The sequence below is a fragment of the Lichenicoccus sp. genome (genome assembly GCF_965276875.1).
In the GTDB taxonomy this organism is placed as follows: Bacteria; Pseudomonadota; Alphaproteobacteria; order Acetobacterales; family Acetobacteraceae; genus Lichenicoccus.
Window position 1 is genome coordinate 3352527 of sequence record NZ_OZ255701.1, and the last position, 17507, is coordinate 3370033.

Below are 17507 nucleotides of genomic sequence, written 5' to 3' on the forward strand. Positions count from 1 at the left end.
TCAGCCGCCCGCCCGCTGCAGGTAGAGGGCGGCGATGATGAAGGCGGCCTTGAGCATCTGCGCGTAGGTCGAGCTGACATTGTTCATGATGAAGCTCGCATCGAGCACTTCCAGCAGCAGCACGCCGAACACCGTGCCGATCGTCGAAACCCGGCCGCCGGACAGTGGCGTGCCGCCGATCACGCTGGCGGCGATCGCATCGAGCTCGAACTGCACGCCGATATAGTTCGGATCGGCAGCCCCGAGCCGGGCGGTGGCGAACAGCCCGGCGATGCCAGCGAGCAGCCCGCTCAGCGCATAGACGAACACCAGGGTGGCGCGCACCGGCTGGCCGGCGAGGAAGGCCGCGGTGCGGCTGGCGCCGGCGAAGATCGCATAGTGTCCGAGGGTCGTGCGTCGCACGATGAAGGCGAACGCCACGGCCACCGCAAGTGCGATCAGGGCGGTGACCGGCAGCACCCAGAGGCTGGCGCCGCCGAGCCAGCTGATGGGCCCATCGAACGGCATGTCGAGGCGGGCGCCGCCGAGCAGCGCCTGGGCCAGCCCCCGCGCCGCCACCAGCAGCGACAGGCTGGAGATCAGCGGATCGATCCGCAGCACCGCGATCAGCAACCCGTTGAGCACGCCGCACGCGAGGCCGGCACCGATGCCAAGGCACATGGCCCCGCCTTGGCCGATCCCGAGACTGAGCCCGATCACCGCCGAACTCAGCGCCATCACCGAGCCCACCGAGAGGTCGATGCCGCGGGTGCCGATCGCCAGGCTCTGGCCGAGCCCGATCAGGATCACCGGTGCGGACTCAAACAACAGGCTGCGGATCACCGCCGGATTGCGAAAGCCGGGGGTCACCGCGATATCGAAGGCGACCAGGGCGGCAAAGGCGATGAACACGCTCAGGGCCCGGAGTGATCCGGCCCGCAGGCGCAGGTCCGTGGCAACACTCATGAAGCAGCAGGCCCTTCTGTGCCCGCGCTTTCTGTGCCAGCCAGCAGCGCCAGCACATCCTCGGGCTCGCGCCCGGCGGTCGTGAGCTCTCCGGAGACCGCGCCCTCGCTGAGCACCACCAGCCGGTCGGCGAGCTCCATGATCTCCTCGACCTCCGACGACGTCACCAGCACGCCGAGTCCCTCACGCGCCAGCGCGCGGATCGCGCGATGCACCTCCGCCTTGGCGCCGACATCGATGCCGCGCGTCGGATCATCAAGCATCACCACCTTCGGCGCGGTGCACAGAGCCCGCGCGATCAGCACCTTCTGCTGGTTGCCGCCGGAGAGTTCGGAAATCAGCGCCGCCGGCCCCGAGGTCTTGATCCCGAGCGAGGCGACATAGCGCTCGACCAGCTCGGTCTGGCGCCGGCGCGAGACCACGCCGAAGCGCGAGATACGCGGCAGCACCGCGGCGGTCAGGTTCTCGCGCACCGACAGGCGCGGGAAGATGCCTTCCGCGCGTCGGTCCTCGGAGAGGAAGGCAAGGCCGTTACGGATGCTGCGCGACGGCGTCAGGCTGCCGAGTGGGCGCTCCTCCAGTGCTACGCTGCCGCGCTCGGGGGTCTCGGCGCCATAGATCGCCTTGAGCGTCTCGGTGCGGCCGGAGCCGAGCAGTCCGGCGAGGCCAAGGATTTCGCCGCGACGCACCGACAGCGACACATCCACGACCCGCCGCCGCCAGCTCAGCCCGCGCACACCCAGGGCCAACGCACCGCTCTCGACGGCGCGCGCGTGCGCGGCCCGCTCGCTTCTGTCGGGGCCTGCGGCGGCCGCCTCGCGTCCCAGCATGGCGGCGATCAGCCGGCCTCGCGGCAGGTCGGCGGTGCGCGCACTCTCGACCTTGGCCCCGTCGCGCAGCACGGTCAGCCGGTCGCACAGCCGGTAGCATTCCGACAAGCGGTGGCTGACATAGACGATGCCCTTGCCCTCATTGCGGAGCTGCTCGACGACGCCGAACAGCACCTCGACCTCGGCGCCGCTCAGCGCCGAAGTGGGTTCGTCCATGATCACCACACGCGCCCCGAGTGAGACCACGCGCGCGATCGAGACCATCTGCTGCAGCCCGAGCCCGAGGCTGCGCAACGGCCGGCGCGGATCGATCCCGAGCCCGTAACGCGACAGCAGCGCCGCCGCCTCGCGCACCATCCGATTGCTGTCGGTCAGCGGCCCGCGACGCGGCTCGCGCCCTAGATAGATGTTGGCGGCGACGCTGCGCTCGGGAATCAGGTTGATCTCCTGATACACGGCGGCGACCCCCGCGCGCTGCGCTTCGCGCGGGCTGGCGAAGGCGACCGGGGCGCCGTCCAGCAGGATTTCGCCGGCACTCGCCTGGTGCAGGCCGGTGAGCAGCTTGATCAGCGTCGACTTGCCGGCGCCGTTCTCGCCCATCAGCCCGTGCACCTCGCCTTGTGCCACGTCGAACGAGACGTCGCGCAGGGCGACCACGTTGCCGAAGCTCTTGCCCAGGCCACGGGTCGCGAGCAGCACGCCCATTTCGTTCAGTAGGGCGCGCCGGTCTTCAGCGCGTGCGCGGCGTTGGCCTTGTCGTAGAGCGCATCCTTCATGATCAGCTTCTGCGACACCGGCTTGCCGTCGAACCATTCGCCGAGTGCCTTGAAGGAGAGCGGCCCGAAGCGCGGGTTGGTCTCGACGTCGGCCTGCGCGCGGCCATCGGCGATCGCCTGCACCATCGTCTTGGTGCCATCAATCGAGACGATGCGGATGTCACGGCCCGGCTTCTTGCCGCTCTGCTGGATCGCCCGCATCGCGCCAAGGGTCATGACGTCGGCATGCGAATACAGCGCGTTTGCGGTGGAATGGGCGAGCAGCATCTGCTCCATCACGCGCTGTGCGTCGGTCGCCGACCAGTTGCCGGTCTGGGCGGCCAGCAGGTGCATGCCGGGATGCTTCTTGAGCGCGTCGGCGAAGCCCTGGGTGCGCTCGCTCTCCACCGCATTGCCGTAGGCGCCCTGGATTTCGAGGATCTTGGCCTTGCCGCCGACGGCTTGGGCCAGGGCGTTGGCCGAGCGCTCGCCCTGGACGTAGAAGTTCGACCCGATATTGGTGATGAAATCCTTACATTCGGTGCCGGCGGTGACCCGGTCGATGGTGATCACGGGGATGTTCTTGGCCGCGGCCTGCTCGAGTGCCGGCTGCAGTCCGGTCGAGTTCAGCGGAGCGACGATCAACGCCTTGGCGCCCTGGCTGATCATGCTCTCGATGTCGGAGACCTGCTTGGCCTGGTCGTCATTGGCGTTGGTATAGAGCAGCCGCTGCACACCAGCGGTCTTCGCCGCCGCCTTGACCGAGTTGGTTTCGGCCGCGCGGAACGGGTTCTGCTCGTTCTCGGACTGCGAGAACCCGACCACCATGCCCGACATCGAGGCATGGTTCGGCGAGGGGTTGGTGCAGACCGCGGAGGAGGTGCTGCCGACGACCTGCCCCGGCCCCGATTGCGCAAGCGCCGGTGCTCCCGCCAGCACGCTGGCCGAACACAAGATCGCGGCGAACCCGATTGGATGTCTCATGATGGTGCTTCCTCCCTTGGCTGCGGGCCGCTATGGGCCCGTCAACATCGTTGACGACACGACGTTGACACGAAATTAGAGACGTTCGATATGTCTGACAATACGAAAACAGCGTTATGTCTGACATATTGGTGGAAACGAAGCCGGCCCGGCGCGACATTAGCGGCGCCGTCGCCGATGCCATCGGCCGGCGGATTGTCATCGGCGAATTCCCGCCCGGCGCGCTGCTGCCGACCGAACTCGAGCTCTGCGCGGCCCTTGGAGTATCGCGTCCGGCGCTGCGCGAAGGCTTTCGGATGCTCGCCGCCAAGGGGATGATCCTCTCACGTCGCAAGCGCGGCGCCATGGTGCAGCCGCGCACACTTTGGAACATGCTCGACGCCGCGGTGCTCGCCTGGCATCTCGATGAGGAGCCGAACGCGGCCTATATCGACGGGCTGTTCGAGGCGCGCATGGTGGTCGAGCCGGCCGCCGCCGCGATGGCGGCGCGGCGCGCCGCCCCGGGCGACATCGAAGTCATCACGGCGGCCTTCGCGGACATGAGCCGCGCCCAGCGAGAGGCGGCCGGGGAGAGCGACGGCACCAGCCAGACGGTCAGTGCCGACCTGCGTTTCCACGAGGCGATCCTGGCCGCCTGCGGCAACCATTTCTTCGCCTCCTTCGGGGCCTTGATCGGCTCCTCGCTGATCGCCTCCTTCAGGCTGAACTGGCGCACGCACGCCTCCGAGCCGGGACTCTCGCTCGGCCAGCACGAAGCGGTGCTGGCCGCGATCCGCGACGGCGACGCGGCGCGCGCCGCATCCTGCATGCGCGCGCTGCTGGCGAGTGCCGCGCGCGACGCACGGCAGGCCCTGATCGCGTCAAGGTGCGCCCCCAAGCCTGGTCAGCCCCCTGGTCAGCCCCCTGGTTAGCCGCGTTGGCGACCCACAACAGGATGGGCCAGGCTGAGCTTGCGCGCGGGCAGTGCGGTGTTCAGCCAGATACCGTGCGGCGAGCGGCCGGTCGCAATCAGGCTGGTGGTCCCGGTCGCCAGATCCAGCACCGCCACGTGCTGGCGCCAGCGCAACGTCGCCCAGAGCGCCCCATCCGGGCCGAAGACGATGTCGTCAGGGCCGCCCGGTAGCCGCCAGGTGTGGACGATCGCCAGCGTGTTCCAGTCGAGCTGCTCGATGAAGCCGGAGACCCGGCAGGTGACGAACAGGCGGTGGCCGGCCGGACCTACGAACAGGTTGTGCGGCCCCGGCGCCATGTGCACCCGACGCTCGACCCGGCCGTCCCTTGGGTCGACCACGGCGACATAGTCGGTGCCCATGACGCCGACCAGGATACGGCCCATGTGCCAGAGCACGCCGGCCGGGGTGTTGCCGACGGCACTGTCCCAGCGTACCCGTCCGCTGGCGGTATCGATGGCGATCAGCCTGCCGCTGCCTTGCAGGCTGACATAGACGGTCTCGGAATCCGGAGCGTAGTTGATGTGGCTGGGCATTCTGCGGGCCGGCACCCGGTGTGCCAGACGCATCGTCGCGGCGTCGTAGATGTCGATCTGGTTGCGCTTGAGCCCAGCCACTGTCAGCCACTTGCCGTCGGGGCTGTAGGAGAGCTGATAGGGGTCGCTGAGAGCGATATGGCGCTGCATCGCGCCGGTGACCGGATCGAGAAAGAACAGCGCGTTGCCCGACGTGTCGCCGACCACCAGTGAGCGCCCGTCCGGCGTCAGCGCCATGTGGTGCGGCTCGCGGAACACATCCAAGCGGCGCACCTCGCGGTGAGTGTCGATGTCGATCTCGCTGATCGAGGCCGCCGCCGAGTTCAGCACGAACGCCAATCTTTCCGGCGCCAATCCTTCTGGCACCGATCCCTGAGGCTGGGGCGCCGGCTGCGCATGCGGCGATGACGGCAGCATCAGGGCGGCGACGAGCAGACCGAACCGGAAAGCGCGCAAGGCGGTTCTCATCGCAGCATGACACCGTGTTATGGTCTGCGTGCTTGGCCAGACCCGGTGCATCCGTGTCAATGGTAATCAGAGGCGAGACCGCCGGCGCAATGGCGGGCCTTGCCTCGCGCGGGGTTCTTGCCACATGAGAGGCCTTGAGGCGCTGGCATAGGAGCCGTCCATGTTCATCGAGACCGAGGATACCCCCAACCCCGCGACCTTGAAGTTCATCCCCGGCGGGCGCGACGTGATGGGCGCCGGCACCGCGGATTTCACCAGCGCCGAGACGGCGGTGCGTTCGCCGCTGGCGACCTCGCTGTTCGGACTTGACGGCGTCTCGCGGGTGTTCCTGGGTGGTGATTTCGTCACCGTCACCAAGACCGACGCGCATGACTGGTCAGAGGTGCGGCCGCAGGTGATGGCGGCCCTGGTCGATCATTTCGTCTCCGGCCGCCCGGTCGTCGAGGGCGAGGCCGACGACCTTGCGTTCGAGGACGTCGACGACGCGGACTCCGAGATCGTGGCCCAGATCAAGGAGCTGCTCGACACCAGGGTGCGCCCGGCGGTGGCCAGCGACGGCGGCGACATCGTCTTCCGCGGTTATCGCGACGGCATCGTACGGCTGCACATGCAGGGCGCCTGTTCCGGCTGCCCGTCCTCGAGCGCCACCCTCAAGCACGGGGTGGAGAACATGCTCCGCCACTACGTGCCAGAGGTCCAGGCGGTGGAGCAGGTCGAGGCCTGATTGCGCGATGGCGTCGGACACGGCCCCTGAGATCAGGTCATCGGAAGCTGGCAACCCGGAAGTCAGTATTCCGGAAGTCGGCGCCCTCGAAGCACCAAATCAGTCGGCGACGCTCTCCGACGACGCGCTCGACCGAATCTTTCGCAACGCCCGCACGGTGCAGCGCTTCTCGTCGCGCCCAGTGGCGGAGAGCGTGTTGCGCGACCTCTACGACCTGGTCAAGCTCGGCCCGACCTCCGGCAACTGCTCGCCTGCGCGATTCGTGTTTCTGCACGGCGCCGACAGTCGCGAGCGGCTGCGAAGCACCCTCTCCGGCGGCAATGTCGAGCGCGTGCTGAACGCCGCCGCCACCGTCATCGTAGCCTATGACCCGCTGTTCTACGAGCATATGCCGCGCCTGTATCCGCAGGCGGAGGCGCGCTCCTGGTTCGCCGCCGACGCGACATTCGCCGAGGAGACGGCGTTCCGCAACGCTACCCTCCAGGGCGGCTATATGATCCTGGCGGCGCGTATGCTGGGGCTCGACGCGGCACCGATGTCCGGCTTCGATAATGCCAAGGTCGACGAGATCTTCCTGGGTGGACAAGGCTGGCGGTCGAATTTCCTGCTCAATCTGGGCTATGCGGACGGCTTGCCCGAAGCACCGCGCGCACCGCGGCTGGCCTTCGATGAAGCCTGCATGCTGCTCTAATTCGCGCGCATGCGCATCCTGACACTCGACGGGGCCGGGACGGACGCCAGCGCGACCCTGCTCGAACTGTGCGACGAGTCGCTGGTCCGCATCGGTCACTTCGTGCTTCCGACACGCGGCGGCGCTGAGCGTTTGGCGTCGGTAGTGTCGGGATTGCTGGGGTCGGCGTCCTGGGATGTCGCCTCGCTCGCGCTGATCGCGGCTGTCACCGGCCCAGGCAGCTTCACTGGCCTGCGCGCCACGTTGTCACTGGCCCAGGGTCTGGCTCTTGGTCTGACCATGCGGGCCGACCTGCCGTTGCACGGGGTGACGCGTGCCGAAGCGCTCCGCCGCAGCGTCGGGGACACCGGCGGCCGGCCGCTCTGGTGCGTCACAATCGCCCGCCGCGACCGTGTCTTCATCGAAACCGACGCAGGCAGCGGTCCACGCGGCACCATGCTGGACGCACTGCCGTCGCCAGCCGAGGCGGTGCTGCTGGCGGGCGACGCCGCCGCCCTTGTCGCTGCCCGGATTGCCCGGGCGATCGACAGCGGCGTCGAACGGCCCACCCCGGAGGCGATCGCCGAGGTGGCGCTGGACCGCCTATCCGGCCGCCTGCCGCCGCTCGCGGCGTTGCCGCTCTATGTGGACGCGCCCGAGGCGAAGCTGCCGGCGGGCGGCCTGCGTCCCGCACCCGTATGATCCTGCAGGGCCGCGCCCACGCCGAGCTGCTCGCCGCCTTGCATAGGGCGAGCTTCGCCGCCGGCGAGCGCTGGGACGCTGCCGCGATCGCCGCACTGCTCGCGATGCCGGGGTGCTTCGCGGCCCTCGCACCCGATCGCGAACCGTGCGGCATGGCAATCGTGCGGGTGGCGAGCGACGAGGCCGAGTTGCTCACCCTTGCGGTGCTTCCGGCCTGCCGTCGCCAAAGGCTGGCCGCGGGACTGCTCGACGCGGTGACGCGCCACGCGGCGGCAGCGGGGGCGAAGCAGATGTTCCTCGAGGTTGCCGAGACCAACATCGCGGCCAGCGCTTTGTATCATCGTGTGGGGTTCGCCGCCGTCGGACGCAGGCCGCGTTACTATGCCGAGGGCACCGATGCGATCCTGATGTCGCGCGCGCTCGGCCTCAGCCCTTGCGAATTGAGATCAGCCTGACCCCGTCGGGCAGCGTCTCGTCCGCGAGCACCGCATGCCCGAGTGTCACGGCGTTGCGCGTGACGTTGCGCCAGGGCTCCTCTCCCTTGAGACGCACGCGCAGCACGCCGCCGCTGGCCAGCCGGTCGAGGGCGAGGCGGGTGCGCACGAAGGTCATCGGGCAGGTCTCTTCGGTGATGTCGAGGTCCATGTCCATGATCTGGGGACGCGCATCACGATTGGACAAGGTCCGCACTCATCGGCTACGCCGCCTTTGATGGGTGCCCGCGGTTTCCAAAAAAATGTCTTCGGGTGAAACGATGGGATCGCGCATTGAGCGGCTCTGCATCGAACGCGGGCTCAAGATGACCGGCCAGCGACGGGTGATCGCGCGCGTGCTGTCCGAGGCGGAGGATCACCCGGATGTCGAGGAGCTCTACCGCCGCGCAGCCAGCCTCGACAGCCGGATTTCGGTCGCCACCGTCTACCGCACCGTGCGTCTGCTGGAAGAGCGCGGCATCCTCGAGCGCCGGGATTTCGGCGGCGGCCGTGCGCGCTACGAGGCCACCGAGCACGGCCACCATTATCACCTCATCGACGTGGAGACCGGCAAGGTCATCGAGTTCGAGGATGCGGAGCATGAGCAGCTGATGCGACAGATTGCGAGCCGGCTGGGCTTCGACCTGGTCTCGCACCGTCTGGAGCTGTTCGGGCGCCCCAGACACGCCGCCAGCCGCGACGACGCAAAAGCGGGCCGCGACGGAGCCGCAAGGTGAGCGTCACCACGCCGATTGCGGCCGCGTCGCTGCCGACGCACCAGCGCGCCCACGGCTTCGGCGAGTTGCGCGCCGGCAATCTCGGCGTGCGGATCGCCACCACCGGCGCCGAGCGCGACGCCGCCCAGGCGCTGCGATACCGGATTTTCTACGAGGAGATGGGGGCCGAGCCGGACACCAGGGCACGACGCACCCGACGCGACGTCGACGCCTTCGACGCGGTCGCCGACCATCTGCTGGTGATCGACCATGCGGTGAGCTCCGGACCGCGCGGCGTGGTCGGCACCTACCGCCTGGTGCAGAACGAGGGGGCGAAGCAGATCGGCCGCTTCTACACCTCCGACGAGTACGACATCAGCCGGATCACCGGCTTTCCCGGACGCCTGCTGGAGCTCGGCCGCTCCTGCATCGATGCCGCGTATCGCAGTCGCGCCGCCATGCAGCTGCTCTGGCGCGGGGTTGCCGCCTACGTGTTCCTGCACCGCATCGATGTGATGTTCGGCTGCGCCAGCCTGCCCGGCACCGACCCGGACCTGCTCGCGCGCGAACTCACCTTCCTCTATCACAACCATCTCGCGCCGCCGGCGCTGCGGCTGCGCGCGGTTCCGGGCCGCTATATCGACATGCGACGCTGCGATCCCGCGGAGATCGACCACAAGCGGGTGCAGCAGCAACTGCCGCCGCTGATCAAGGGCTACCTGCGCCTCGGCGGCTTCATCGGCGACGGTGCGGTGGTCGACCGGCAGTTCAACACCACCGACGTCGCCGTGGTGGTCAAAACCGACCTGATCACCGACAAATACTACCGCCATTACGAGCGACAGCTGCGCGACGCGCTGGACTGATCCGCGCGCATGCTGCTGCTGCTGTTGCTCGCTGGTGCGGCCTCGGCGCTGGCGCTGCCGCCGCTCGGACTGGTCGCGGTCCTGCTGCTCGCCCTGCCGCTGCTGTTACGGGCGGTCGGCGACGCCACCTCGATGGCCCAGGCGGCGCTGCGCGGCTTCGTCTTCGGCTTCGGTTTCTACTGCGCCGGGCTCTATTGGATCACCGATGCCATACTCATCCGGGCGGATCAGTTCTGGTGGGCGGTGCCGTTCGCCACCCCGCTGTGCGCTATCCCGCTGGCGGTGTTCATCGCCGTCCCGGCGGCGGCATGCCGGCTGGCGCCAGCCGGATGGCGACGCATCATCCTGTTTGCCGGACTTTGGACCCTGTCCGATCTGGCGCGCGAGTTCGTCTTCACCGGCTTTCCCTGGAACCCGCTCGGCAGCGCCTGGGAATGGTCGGGTCAGCTCAGCACCATCATGATCCAGCCCGCCGCCTGGATCGGCGTCCCCGGCCTGACGCTCGCGACCGTGTCCGCCGCCTGCCTGCCGATGCTTGGGCGACGCGGCGTCTTCGGCCTGCTGCTGCTGTTGGCGCTGTGGGGCGGCGCCGGTGCCGCGCGCCTCGCCTGGGTGGCGCCGCTTTCGACCCGCAATCCGGTCGTGGTGCTGGTGCAGGGCAATGTTCCGGAGCGCGAGAAGTTCGACCGCGCCGATGCCGTGGCCAGCTTCCGCCGTTACCTGCGGCTCACCGCCGAGGGGACGCGCCGCGCACGCGCCATGCCCCAAGAGGCCATACGGGGCATCGCCGTTGCCTGGCCCGAGAGCGCCTTTCCCGGCCTGCTGGCCGAGGACGCACCGGCGCGGAGCATGATCATGGCGGCCTCCGCCGGCGCCGACGCCGCCCTGATCGGCAGCGTCCGCTACGGCAACGATGGCCGCCCGCGCAACAGCCTGGTAGCGCTGCTGCCCGGCGGCGCTGTGGCCGCGATCTACGACAAGGTGCATCTGGTGCCGTTCGGCGAATACCAGCCGCCGGGCCTGCCGTTCCAGCTCGTTCCAGGCGGCGGCTTCGAGGCCGGTCCGGGCCGGGCGACGCTGCATCTGCCGGGGCTCGCACCGGTCGATCCGCTGATCTGCTACGAAATCATCTTTCCCGGCCAGGTTGTGTACGCAGCCGACCGCCCAACCTGGATTCTCAACGTCACCAACGACGCCTGGTATGGCGACAGCGCCGGGCCGCGCCAGCATCTCGCGGCCGCCCGCATGCGCGCCGTCGAGGAGGGGCTGCCTGTTGCACGGGCCGCCAATACCGGCATCTCCGCCGCCTATGACGGCTTCGGGCGCGAACTAGGGCGCCTGGGCTGGGGCCGTGCCGGCAGTCTCGTGGTCGCACTCCCGCCGCCGCTGAGGGCAACCTGGTTTGCCCGCGTCGGTCTGCTCATGCCGCTGTTGCTGGCACTCGCCGCTTGCGCTGCCGCCTGCGTCCCCGCAGCATCAATAAACCGACCCGGGCGGCTACGATTCTCAAGTTTGACGCGAGTTCGTTAAACTTGACAGCTCATGGTTGCGCGTTTAGGTCTGAGACACCAGCAAGTCGAGGAACTGATGACACGGGGTCTGGGCACCAGTGCGGCAGGTTTTACTGCTGCCGAGGGCGAATCGGCGGAGCGCGAAACGCGTCCGAGTCCGATCGATGTGCATGTCGGCAGCAGGATTCGGCTGCGCCGCACCCTGCTCGGCATGTCGCAGGAACGGCTTGGCGACGCGCTCGGACTGACCTTCCAGCAGGTCCAGAAATATGAGCGTGGCGCCAATCGGGTCGGCGCCTCGCGGCTGTTCGACCTGTCGCGTGTGCTCGACGTTCCCGTGAGCTTCTTCTTCGACGACCTGCCCGCCCCCTATGCCGCCGCCGGCGCCCGCTCTGGCGCGCAGCAGGCCAGCGGATTCGCCGAGGCGCAGGACGGGTTCGGCGGCGGCGACGACCTGTTCACCCGCAAGGAGACTGTCGACCTGGTGCGCGCCTATTACCGGATCGGCGAGAACACCGTGCGCAAGCGCATGCTCGACCTGATCAAGTCGATGGGACCCGCCGAGCGCCCCGACTAACGCATACGCAGTAACATCCTGACTGCGCGCCTACGCAAACTGCTGAGCGATCTCGGCGAGACGTTCTGGCTGCTGCCGGGTGCCATGGTGGTCGCGGCGATCCTCGCCGGCGTCGGCGCCGTGAGCCTTGATCGTACTGGCGTGGTGCCGCAATGGCTGATTCACAGCCACTGGCTCTATGACGGCGGCGCGACCGGCGCCCGCACACTCCTGGGCGCGGTCGCGGGGTCGACCATCGGCGTCGCCGGCACGGTGTTCTCGATTACCATTGCGGCTCTCACCCTCGCCGCCGGGCAGATGGGGCCGAGGCTGCTGCGCAACTTCACCCGTGACCGCGGCAACCAGTTCACCCTCGGCGTCTTTCTCGGCACCTTCTCGTTTTCGCTGATGGTTCTGCGCAGCGTGCGCACGCACAGCGAGGGCGATTTCGTCCCCCACCTCGCACTCAGCGCCGCCATCCTGCTGGCTTTCGTTTGCGTCGGCACGCTGGTCTACTTCGTCAGCCACATGGCCGGCCGCATCAACGTCGATACGGTCATCGAGCTGGTGAGCTGCGACGTCAAAGCCGCAATCGAACGCCTGACCATGACCGAGGCGCAGCCGGCACCCCCGCCGGGATCGTTCTGGCGCGAAGCCCGGGCGGTCACCGATCCGCGCCGCGGCTACCTGCAGCAACTCGACGAGGAAGGCCTTGCCGCTTGGGCGGCACGCCATGACACCGCGATCCGCCTGCTCGTCCGGCCAGGCGACTACGTCTTCCCCGGAGCGCCGATCGCCCTGGTCAAGCCACCTGTCGAAGGCGCGCAGGCCGCGATCCGCAACGCCACGGCCCTTGGCGCATCGCGCGTCAGCGCCGCAGACCTTGAATTCGCCGTTCGGCAACTGGTGGAAGTGGCGGTGCGGGCACTCTCACCCGGCATCAACGACCCGCATACCGCAATCAGCGTGCTCGACCGCCTTGGTGCGGCGCTATGCGACCTGGTCCCCCGCCATCTGCACGGCGGCGCGCTGCTGCGCGACAACAAGCCGGTCCTGGTCACGCCGAGCATCGATTATGACGGGCTGGTCGATGCGATGTTCCACATGATCCGCCAGAACGCCGACGGCAGCCCCGCCGTGCTGACCCGGATGATCGAGGTGCTGACCTCGGTGCGCAGTTGCGAGCACGACCCCCGTCGCACCCCAGCCCTGCGCCGCCACGCCGACCTCGTCCTCGGCGACGCCGAACGCGACATCACCACCCCAGGCGACCTCGAGGACGTCCGCCGCCGTCACCGCGCCTTTCAGACGCTGTCGCGACAATCCCCGGACGGCCCGGCCGCCACCGCCTCGATCGCGGCGCGCGGGATTTGAGGATACGAGGCGCATTCCTTCGGCTGATCTGTTTCATGTCCGTCATCATGGCGTTGGACCGATGGGCGTTGCGGCCGTGGTCTTATGCGATGCTCTCGGTCGTCGCTCCGCTGCATGCCGGCTTGCTTATGCGCGATCTGGTTTTCGAACTCGACCAGCTCGGCATCGTCAGCGTCTCCCTGGCCGCAGCACTCAGGTTGGACGGGATTTCTCTCGCCAGGTGTGGCCTCCCGCTCGACCGAACGGGCCTGAGACTATTGTCCGGCGGCGTTTTGCTTGCTTTTGGCGCCGTCATGGTCCTTGTCGCCATCACCGCGGCCCTTGGTGCCTACCGTATTGATGGCCTGCAATATGGTCTCGTCGGAAGCGTGCGGGTCGAAGTCATCGCCATCACCACCTATCTCGCGACGGGCCTGGCCGAGGAACTCTGGTTCAGGAGTTATCCGCTGACGGTCCTCACAGGGAGCACCGGCTTCCTCCCCGCATCGCTGGTAACGTCTGCATTGTTCGGACTCTGGCATGTCGCCAGCCCCGGCGTGAATTGGCAGGCTGTCATCATGATCGCCGGCGCGGGCCTGAGCTTGTGCCTCCTGCGTTGGCTGACCGGCAGTCTCTGGTTTGGCATCGGCTCGCATGCCACCTGGGACTACCTCAACAGCGCCTTCGGGCTGGATGGCGCAGGGTCCAGCCGTGGTGGGCACCTGTTCAATGCCCGATTGCAGGGGCCCGACTGGTTGACAGGAGGGGGCGCCGGAATGGAGAGCAGCCTTCTCGGGGGCGTCATCGAGCTGCTTTTGCTCATCATCCCGCTTGCCTGGTTTCTTCCCCAACGCCTGCGCGCGCGCTGAGTCTGAACGGTGATCATGGATGAACAATGACGCCCCGACCCTCGACCATCCGGACAACGATCCCTGGTTGTGGCTGGAGGACATAGAGGGTCCGCGTGCGACGAAGTGGGCCGACACGCAGACGGCGGCCACGCTTGAACGCTTTGGCGGCGAGCGACTAGCAGCCGACAGCGAGACGCTGCGCGTGCTGCTCGATCGGCCGGACAACCTGCCCATCCCCGCGCGACGCGGCGGGCTGCTGTATAATTTCTGGCGCGACGCGGGCAATCCGCGCGGGATCTGGCGCCGCACCACGCTCGACTCGTTTTGGACAAGCGCTCCGGATTGGGAGCTGCTGCTCGACATCGACGCGCTGGCCGCCGCCGAGGACGAGGACTGGATCTGGCAGGGCGCGATGACGCTGCCGCCGGCGCATGACCTGGCGATGCTCCGGCTGTCGCGCGGCGGCAGCGACGCGGTCAGCTTGCGCGAATTTGATGTGGCCAGGCGCTGCTTCGTTCCCGGCGGCTTCGTCCTGTCCGAAGCGAAGGGTGCGGTGGACTGGCTCGACGCCGACACGCTGCTGCTGTCGTCGGCCTTCGGCGGGGCCACGCAATCCGGCTATGCCAGCACGGTCCGGCTCCGGGCACGCGGCTCCGATCCCGCCAGCGCGCCAATCCTGTTCGAGGTGCAGCCGTCGAGCATGGGCGCCTCCGGCATCCATGACCGGGCAGACAACCGGGTCGTTTTCGTCGAGCAAATCGGGTTCTTCGACACCGCGACCTGGTTCGGCGACCGTGGCGGCCCGAAGCAGCGCATGGACTGGCCGGATGATGCCACCGTGTGCTGGCATGACGGTTGGCTGGCGCTGAAGCCGCGCACGCCCTGGACGGTGGGGAAAGCGACCTATGCCGCCGATACGGCGCTGGTGATCCGCATGGCGGCATTCGTCGACGGCGGCCGCGACTTTCGCGTGCTGTTCGAGGCGCAGCCGAGGCGGGCCTTGCAGGGGATGTTCTGGGCCGGTGGGTTGCTGGTGCTGAGCATTCTCGACGAATTGCGCCCGGTGTTCCTGGCTTTCTCGCCCGGCGACTGGACGGAACGAACCGTCGCCGGCCTGCCGGACGGCGGCACCGCGCAGGTCTGGCCGCTCGACCAGTTCGAGGAGGAGAGCGACGGCACCATGCTCGCCTCGGTGCAGGACCCGCTGACACCGCCGACCCTGATGCTGATCCCGCCGGGCCTGGCGGCCCCCGTCCTGCTGAAGCGGACGCCGGCTGGCTTTGATGCCGACAAGCTGGTGGTGAGCCGGCATGAGGCGGTCTCTGTCGACGGCGAGCGGATCCCCTACACGCAGACCGGGCCGGCCGGGCTCACCGGAGAGGCGCCGGTGCATCTCTCCGGCTATGGCGGGTTCGCCATCTCTCGCCTGCCCGGATACAGCCTCGCCACCGGCAAGCTCTGGCTGGAGCGCGGCGGCACCACCGTCATCGCCAACATTCGCGGCGGCGGCGAGTTCGGCACACGCTGGCACGAGGCGGGACGGCGCGCCGGCAAGCGCCTGTCGCACGACGACTTCGCCGCGGTCGCGAGCGATCTGGTGCGTCGCGGTGTCACCCGTCCCGGACGCATCGCGGCCGAAGGCGGCTCGAACGGCGGCCTGCTGATCGCCAACATGCTCACCCGCTATCCGGAGCGGTTCGGAGCACTGTTCTGCACCATTCCGCTGATCGACATGCGCCGCTACACCCGCCTGCTGGCGGGTGCGAGCTGGATCGCGGAATACGGCAATCCCGACGACCCCGACGATTGGGCGTTCCTCGGCCCGATCTCGGCCTATCACGCGGCAACACCCGGCCAGACCTATCCGCCGATCCTGCTCGCGACGGCGCGGCGAGACGACCGGGTGCATCCCGGTCACGCGCGCAAGATGGCGGCCAAGCTCCAAGCCATGGGCTACGACGCCAGCTTCTACGAACCCGCCGCCGGCGGCCACGGCTACGGCAAGGACAACGCCGAGGTCGCAGGCTTCGTCGCCCTGGGGATGATTTTCCTGCGGCGCTCCATCGGCTGGCAGGTCTGATGAGCGCGCCCGGCTGCGATCGCGCGCGCATGTATCGCTCCTCGCAGACCGCGTGATAAACTGCCGCTCATGGATCAAACCCCCATCCGACCAGCAAGTTACGACGGCGACCTGGCAGCCTGGGCAGACGAACAGGCCGCCCTGATCCGTGCCGGCCGCTTCGAGCGGCTGGACCTTGAGCATATCGCGGAAGAGATCGAAAGCGTGGGGATTAGCGAACGCCGCGAGATCACGAGCCGCCTTGCCGTTCTGTTGACGCACCTGCTCAAGTGGCAGCACCAGCCGGACCGCCGTGGTGCAAGCTGGGATCGAACCCTGCGCGAGCAACGCAAGCGTATCGAACGCCGTTTGCAGAAGATGCCAAGCCTGCGCCCAATGCTGACCGATCCGGATTGGATTGATGAAGCCTGGGGCGATGCCGTCACGGCTGCCGTGGCAGAGACCGGCATCGAGCTTGCAGCCTTCCCGGAAGTCTGTCCGTGGCCGCTACAGGACGCACTGTGCGAGGGATGGACACCCGGCGCTGCGTGACGGCGCCGGGATGGATGATCCGTCCGATCACTGCTCCTTGGCATAGATGGCTTTGGCGTTGTTCGCGTCGATGAGCTCCGTCGGCACGGTGACCAGCTTCGGCACCGAGGTCGCGCAGTCGATCAGGATCTTTTTGGCCAGCGCGAGCGCCTGTGCCGCACCCGTGGGATAGACCATGGTCGCGGCCCACTCGCCCTCGGCGACCGCGCGAATGCCGCCCGAGGGGCCGGGAAGTCCGTCGGTGCCGATGATCATGACCTGACCGAGCTTGCCAGCCTGCTTGGTGGCGATGTAGGCGCCGGACGCCGCCAGATCGTTGCTCGCATAGACCAGTTTGATGTCGGGATGTGCTTGCAACATCGCGCCGAACACCGTCACCGCCTTGTCCTGCATCCAGTCCACCGGCTGCACGGCTACGACCTTGAGCTTGGGATTGCCGGCGATCCCGGCCTTAAAGCCATCGAGCCGCTCGATCGCCGGTGACGAGCTCGGCAGGCCCTCGAGGATCGCGACCTCGCCGCCCTGCGGCAGCAGCTTGGTCGCTGCGTATTCGCCGGCCTGCTTGGCGATGGCGCGATTATCGCCGGTCACGAAGCTGGTGTAGTCGCGGCCGACCGTCTTGCGATCCAGCTCGATCACCGGGATCCCGGCCTTCATGACGCGCTCGACAGCGGGGGTGAGCGGTGCGGCCTCGTAGGCGGAAATGAACAGCAGATCGACCTGCTGGGTGAGGAAGTTCTCGACTTGTGAGACCTGGGTATTGTCGTTGGCCTGGCCGTCCGCGATCACGAGCTTGAACTGGGGATCGTTCTTGATCAGGGTTTGCATCTCGTGATTGACGTGGGCGCGGTAGGGCTCCTTGAAATTGGCCTGGGAAAATCCGATCACGTAATGATCATGCGGTCCGCAGGTTTTCGCGAGCGGTTTTGCCGCGTGCGATAAAACGGGGAAGGCGGCAGCGGCGAGGAGTGTCGCGGCCAGCAGAGCGGTTGCTTTCGTCATGATG

General features: G+C 68.0%; 19 protein-coding genes. 13 read left to right on the forward strand and 6 right to left on the reverse strand.

The genetic code is table 11. The annotated features are described in order from the left end of the window. Genes ACQY4K_RS16210 through ACQY4K_RS16220 form a run of 3 tightly spaced genes read right to left on the reverse strand, consistent with a single transcriptional unit; the run spans position 1 to position 3514 of the window. Positions 1-945, reverse strand: coding sequence for an ABC transporter permease (locus ACQY4K_RS16210; protein ID WP_428391225.1), 945 nt, complete (start codon positions 943-945; stop codon positions 1-3). Continuing rightward, entirely contained in the window at positions 942-2474 is a 1533-nt protein-coding gene (locus ACQY4K_RS16215) for a sugar ABC transporter ATP-binding protein (protein ID WP_428391226.1), read from the reverse strand. The genes ACQY4K_RS16210 and ACQY4K_RS16215 overlap by 4 nt, the downstream gene beginning before the upstream one ends. An 11-nt stretch (positions 2475-2485) precedes the next feature. Beyond that, positions 2486-3514: an ABC transporter substrate-binding protein gene (locus tag ACQY4K_RS16220; protein WP_428391227.1), complete on the reverse strand. Its 1029-nt coding sequence runs from the start codon at positions 3512-3514 to the stop codon at positions 2486-2488. Positions 3515-3630: 116 nt separating this feature from the next. Between ACQY4K_RS16220 and ACQY4K_RS16225 the strand changes: the two genes are divergently transcribed. Further along, the gene (locus ACQY4K_RS16225; protein ID WP_428391229.1) at positions 3631-4425 is read left to right on the forward strand and encodes a FadR/GntR family transcriptional regulator; all 795 of its coding nucleotides are present in this window, start codon (positions 3631-3633) and stop codon (positions 4423-4425) included. Here ACQY4K_RS16225 and ACQY4K_RS16230 read toward each other — a convergent pair. Beyond that, a complete protein-coding gene (locus ACQY4K_RS16230; protein ID WP_428391230.1) occupies positions 4422-5456 on the reverse strand; it encodes a YncE family protein in 1035 nt (344 codons plus the stop codon). The two genes, ACQY4K_RS16225 and ACQY4K_RS16230, sit on opposite strands and share 4 nt — an antisense overlap. Positions 5457-5628: 172 nt before the next feature. Here ACQY4K_RS16230 and ACQY4K_RS16235 point away from each other — a divergent pair, with 172 nt between their 5' ends. From ACQY4K_RS16235 to rimI, 4 genes are all read left to right on the forward strand, one after another. Then, entirely contained in the window at positions 5629-6192 is a 564-nt protein-coding gene (locus ACQY4K_RS16235) for a NifU family protein (protein ID WP_428391231.1), read from the forward strand. A gap of 67 nt (positions 6193-6259) precedes the next feature. Further along, on the forward strand, positions 6260-6883 hold the full coding sequence (locus ACQY4K_RS16240; RefSeq protein ID WP_428396166.1) for a malonic semialdehyde reductase: 624 nt from the start codon (positions 6260-6262) through the stop codon (positions 6881-6883). A 9-nt stretch (positions 6884-6892) separates the two neighbouring features. Beyond that, entirely contained in the window at positions 6893-7564 is a 672-nt protein-coding gene (gene tsaB, locus ACQY4K_RS16245; protein ID WP_428391233.1) for a tRNA (adenosine(37)-N6)-threonylcarbamoyltransferase complex dimerization subunit type 1 TsaB, read from the forward strand. Beyond that, entirely contained in the window at positions 7561-8019 is a 459-nt protein-coding gene (gene rimI / locus ACQY4K_RS16250) for a ribosomal protein S18-alanine N-acetyltransferase (RefSeq protein WP_428391234.1), read from the forward strand. The genes tsaB and rimI overlap by 4 nt, the downstream gene beginning before the upstream one ends. Here rimI and ACQY4K_RS16255 read toward each other — a convergent pair. Continuing rightward, positions 7991-8215: a sulfurtransferase TusA family protein gene (locus ACQY4K_RS16255; protein WP_428396168.1), complete on the reverse strand. Its 225-nt coding sequence runs from the start codon at positions 8213-8215 to the stop codon at positions 7991-7993. The genes rimI and ACQY4K_RS16255 overlap by 29 nt on opposite strands. A gap of 103 nt (positions 8216-8318) precedes the next feature. On the opposite strand from ACQY4K_RS16255, the gene ACQY4K_RS16260 reads away from it, so the two are divergent. The 8 genes from ACQY4K_RS16260 to ACQY4K_RS16295 all read left to right on the forward strand — a co-directional run bounded on the left by ACQY4K_RS16260 (position 8319) and on the right by ACQY4K_RS16295 (position 16501). Further along, positions 8319-8774: a Fur family transcriptional regulator gene (locus tag ACQY4K_RS16260; RefSeq protein ID WP_428391235.1), complete on the forward strand. Its 456-nt coding sequence runs from the start codon at positions 8319-8321 to the stop codon at positions 8772-8774. Continuing rightward, entirely contained in the window at positions 8771-9619 is an 849-nt protein-coding gene (locus ACQY4K_RS16265; RefSeq protein WP_428391236.1) for a GNAT family N-acetyltransferase, read from the forward strand. Before ACQY4K_RS16260 ends, ACQY4K_RS16265 begins: the two co-directional genes overlap by 4 nt. 9 nt (positions 9620-9628) lie before the next feature. After that, the gene (gene lnt, locus ACQY4K_RS16270) at positions 9629-11149 is read left to right on the forward strand and encodes an apolipoprotein N-acyltransferase (protein WP_428391237.1); all 1521 of its coding nucleotides are present in this window, start codon (positions 9629-9631) and stop codon (positions 11147-11149) included. A gap of 57 nt (positions 11150-11206) precedes the next feature. Further along, entirely contained in the window at positions 11207-11707 is a 501-nt protein-coding gene (locus ACQY4K_RS16275; RefSeq protein WP_428391238.1) for a helix-turn-helix domain-containing protein, read from the forward strand. A 69-nt stretch (positions 11708-11776) separates the two neighbouring features. Next, complete coding sequence (locus ACQY4K_RS16280) at positions 11777-13060, forward strand: DUF2254 domain-containing protein (protein WP_428396170.1); 1284 nt, start codon at positions 11777-11779, stop codon at positions 13058-13060. A 35-nt stretch (positions 13061-13095) separates the two neighbouring features. After that, positions 13096-13908 carry a CPBP family intramembrane glutamic endopeptidase gene (locus ACQY4K_RS16285; protein WP_428391239.1) on the forward strand — a complete coding sequence of 271 codons (813 nt, stop codon included), beginning with the start codon at positions 13096-13098 and terminating at the stop codon, positions 13906-13908. Positions 13909-13927: 19 nt separating this feature from the next. Continuing rightward, complete coding sequence (locus tag ACQY4K_RS16290) at positions 13928-15970, forward strand: prolyl oligopeptidase family serine peptidase (protein ID WP_428391240.1); 2043 nt, start codon at positions 13928-13930, stop codon at positions 15968-15970. 69 nt (positions 15971-16039) lie between these two features. Next, on the forward strand, positions 16040-16501 hold the full coding sequence (locus ACQY4K_RS16295; RefSeq protein WP_428391241.1) for a DUF29 domain-containing protein: 462 nt from the start codon (positions 16040-16042) through the stop codon (positions 16499-16501). Between the two features lie 27 nt (positions 16502-16528). Here ACQY4K_RS16295 and ACQY4K_RS16300 read toward each other — a convergent pair whose 3' ends face one another. Beyond that, positions 16529-17503 carry a substrate-binding domain-containing protein gene (locus ACQY4K_RS16300; protein WP_428391242.1) on the reverse strand — a complete coding sequence of 325 codons (975 nt, stop codon included), beginning with the start codon at positions 17501-17503 and terminating at the stop codon, positions 16529-16531. Positions 17504-17507: the final 4 nt, after the last annotated feature.

What these genes read in the sequence shown, in the direction of transcription:
- ACQY4K_RS16210 (WP_428391225.1), bottom strand. Translation starts at nt 945, where the DNA reads ATGAGTGTTGCCACGGACCTGCGCCTGCGGGCCGGATCACTCCGGGCC.
- ACQY4K_RS16220 (WP_428391227.1), bottom strand. Translation starts at nt 3,514, where the DNA reads ATGAGACATCCAATCGGGTTCGCCGCGATCTTGTGTTCGGCCAGCGTG.
- ACQY4K_RS16225 (WP_428391229.1), top strand. Translation starts at nt 3,631, where the DNA reads ATGTCTGACATATTGGTGGAAACGAAGCCGGCCCGGCGCGACATTAGC.
- ACQY4K_RS16235 (WP_428391231.1), top strand. Translation starts at nt 5,629, where the DNA reads ATGTTCATCGAGACCGAGGATACCCCCAACCCCGCGACCTTGAAGTTC.
- tsaB (WP_428391233.1), top strand. Translation starts at nt 6,893, where the DNA reads ATGCGCATCCTGACACTCGACGGGGCCGGGACGGACGCCAGCGCGACC.
- rimI (WP_428391234.1), top strand. Translation starts at nt 7,561, where the DNA reads ATGATCCTGCAGGGCCGCGCCCACGCCGAGCTGCTCGCCGCCTTGCAT.
- ACQY4K_RS16255 (WP_428396168.1), bottom strand. Translation starts at nt 8,215, where the DNA reads ATGGACATGGACCTCGACATCACCGAAGAGACCTGCCCGATGACCTTC.
- ACQY4K_RS16260 (WP_428391235.1), top strand. Translation starts at nt 8,319, where the DNA reads ATGGGATCGCGCATTGAGCGGCTCTGCATCGAACGCGGGCTCAAGATG.
- lnt (WP_428391237.1), top strand. Translation starts at nt 9,629, where the DNA reads ATGCTGCTGCTGCTGTTGCTCGCTGGTGCGGCCTCGGCGCTGGCGCTG.
- ACQY4K_RS16275 (WP_428391238.1), top strand. Translation starts at nt 11,207, where the DNA reads ATGACACGGGGTCTGGGCACCAGTGCGGCAGGTTTTACTGCTGCCGAG.
- ACQY4K_RS16285 (WP_428391239.1), top strand. Translation starts at nt 13,096, where the DNA reads ATGTCCGTCATCATGGCGTTGGACCGATGGGCGTTGCGGCCGTGGTCT.
- ACQY4K_RS16290 (WP_428391240.1), top strand. Translation starts at nt 13,928, where the DNA reads ATGAACAATGACGCCCCGACCCTCGACCATCCGGACAACGATCCCTGG.
- ACQY4K_RS16295 (WP_428391241.1), top strand. Translation starts at nt 16,040, where the DNA reads ATGGATCAAACCCCCATCCGACCAGCAAGTTACGACGGCGACCTGGCA.
- ACQY4K_RS16300 (WP_428391242.1), bottom strand. Translation starts at nt 17,503, where the DNA reads ATGACGAAAGCAACCGCTCTGCTGGCCGCGACACTCCTCGCCGCTGCC.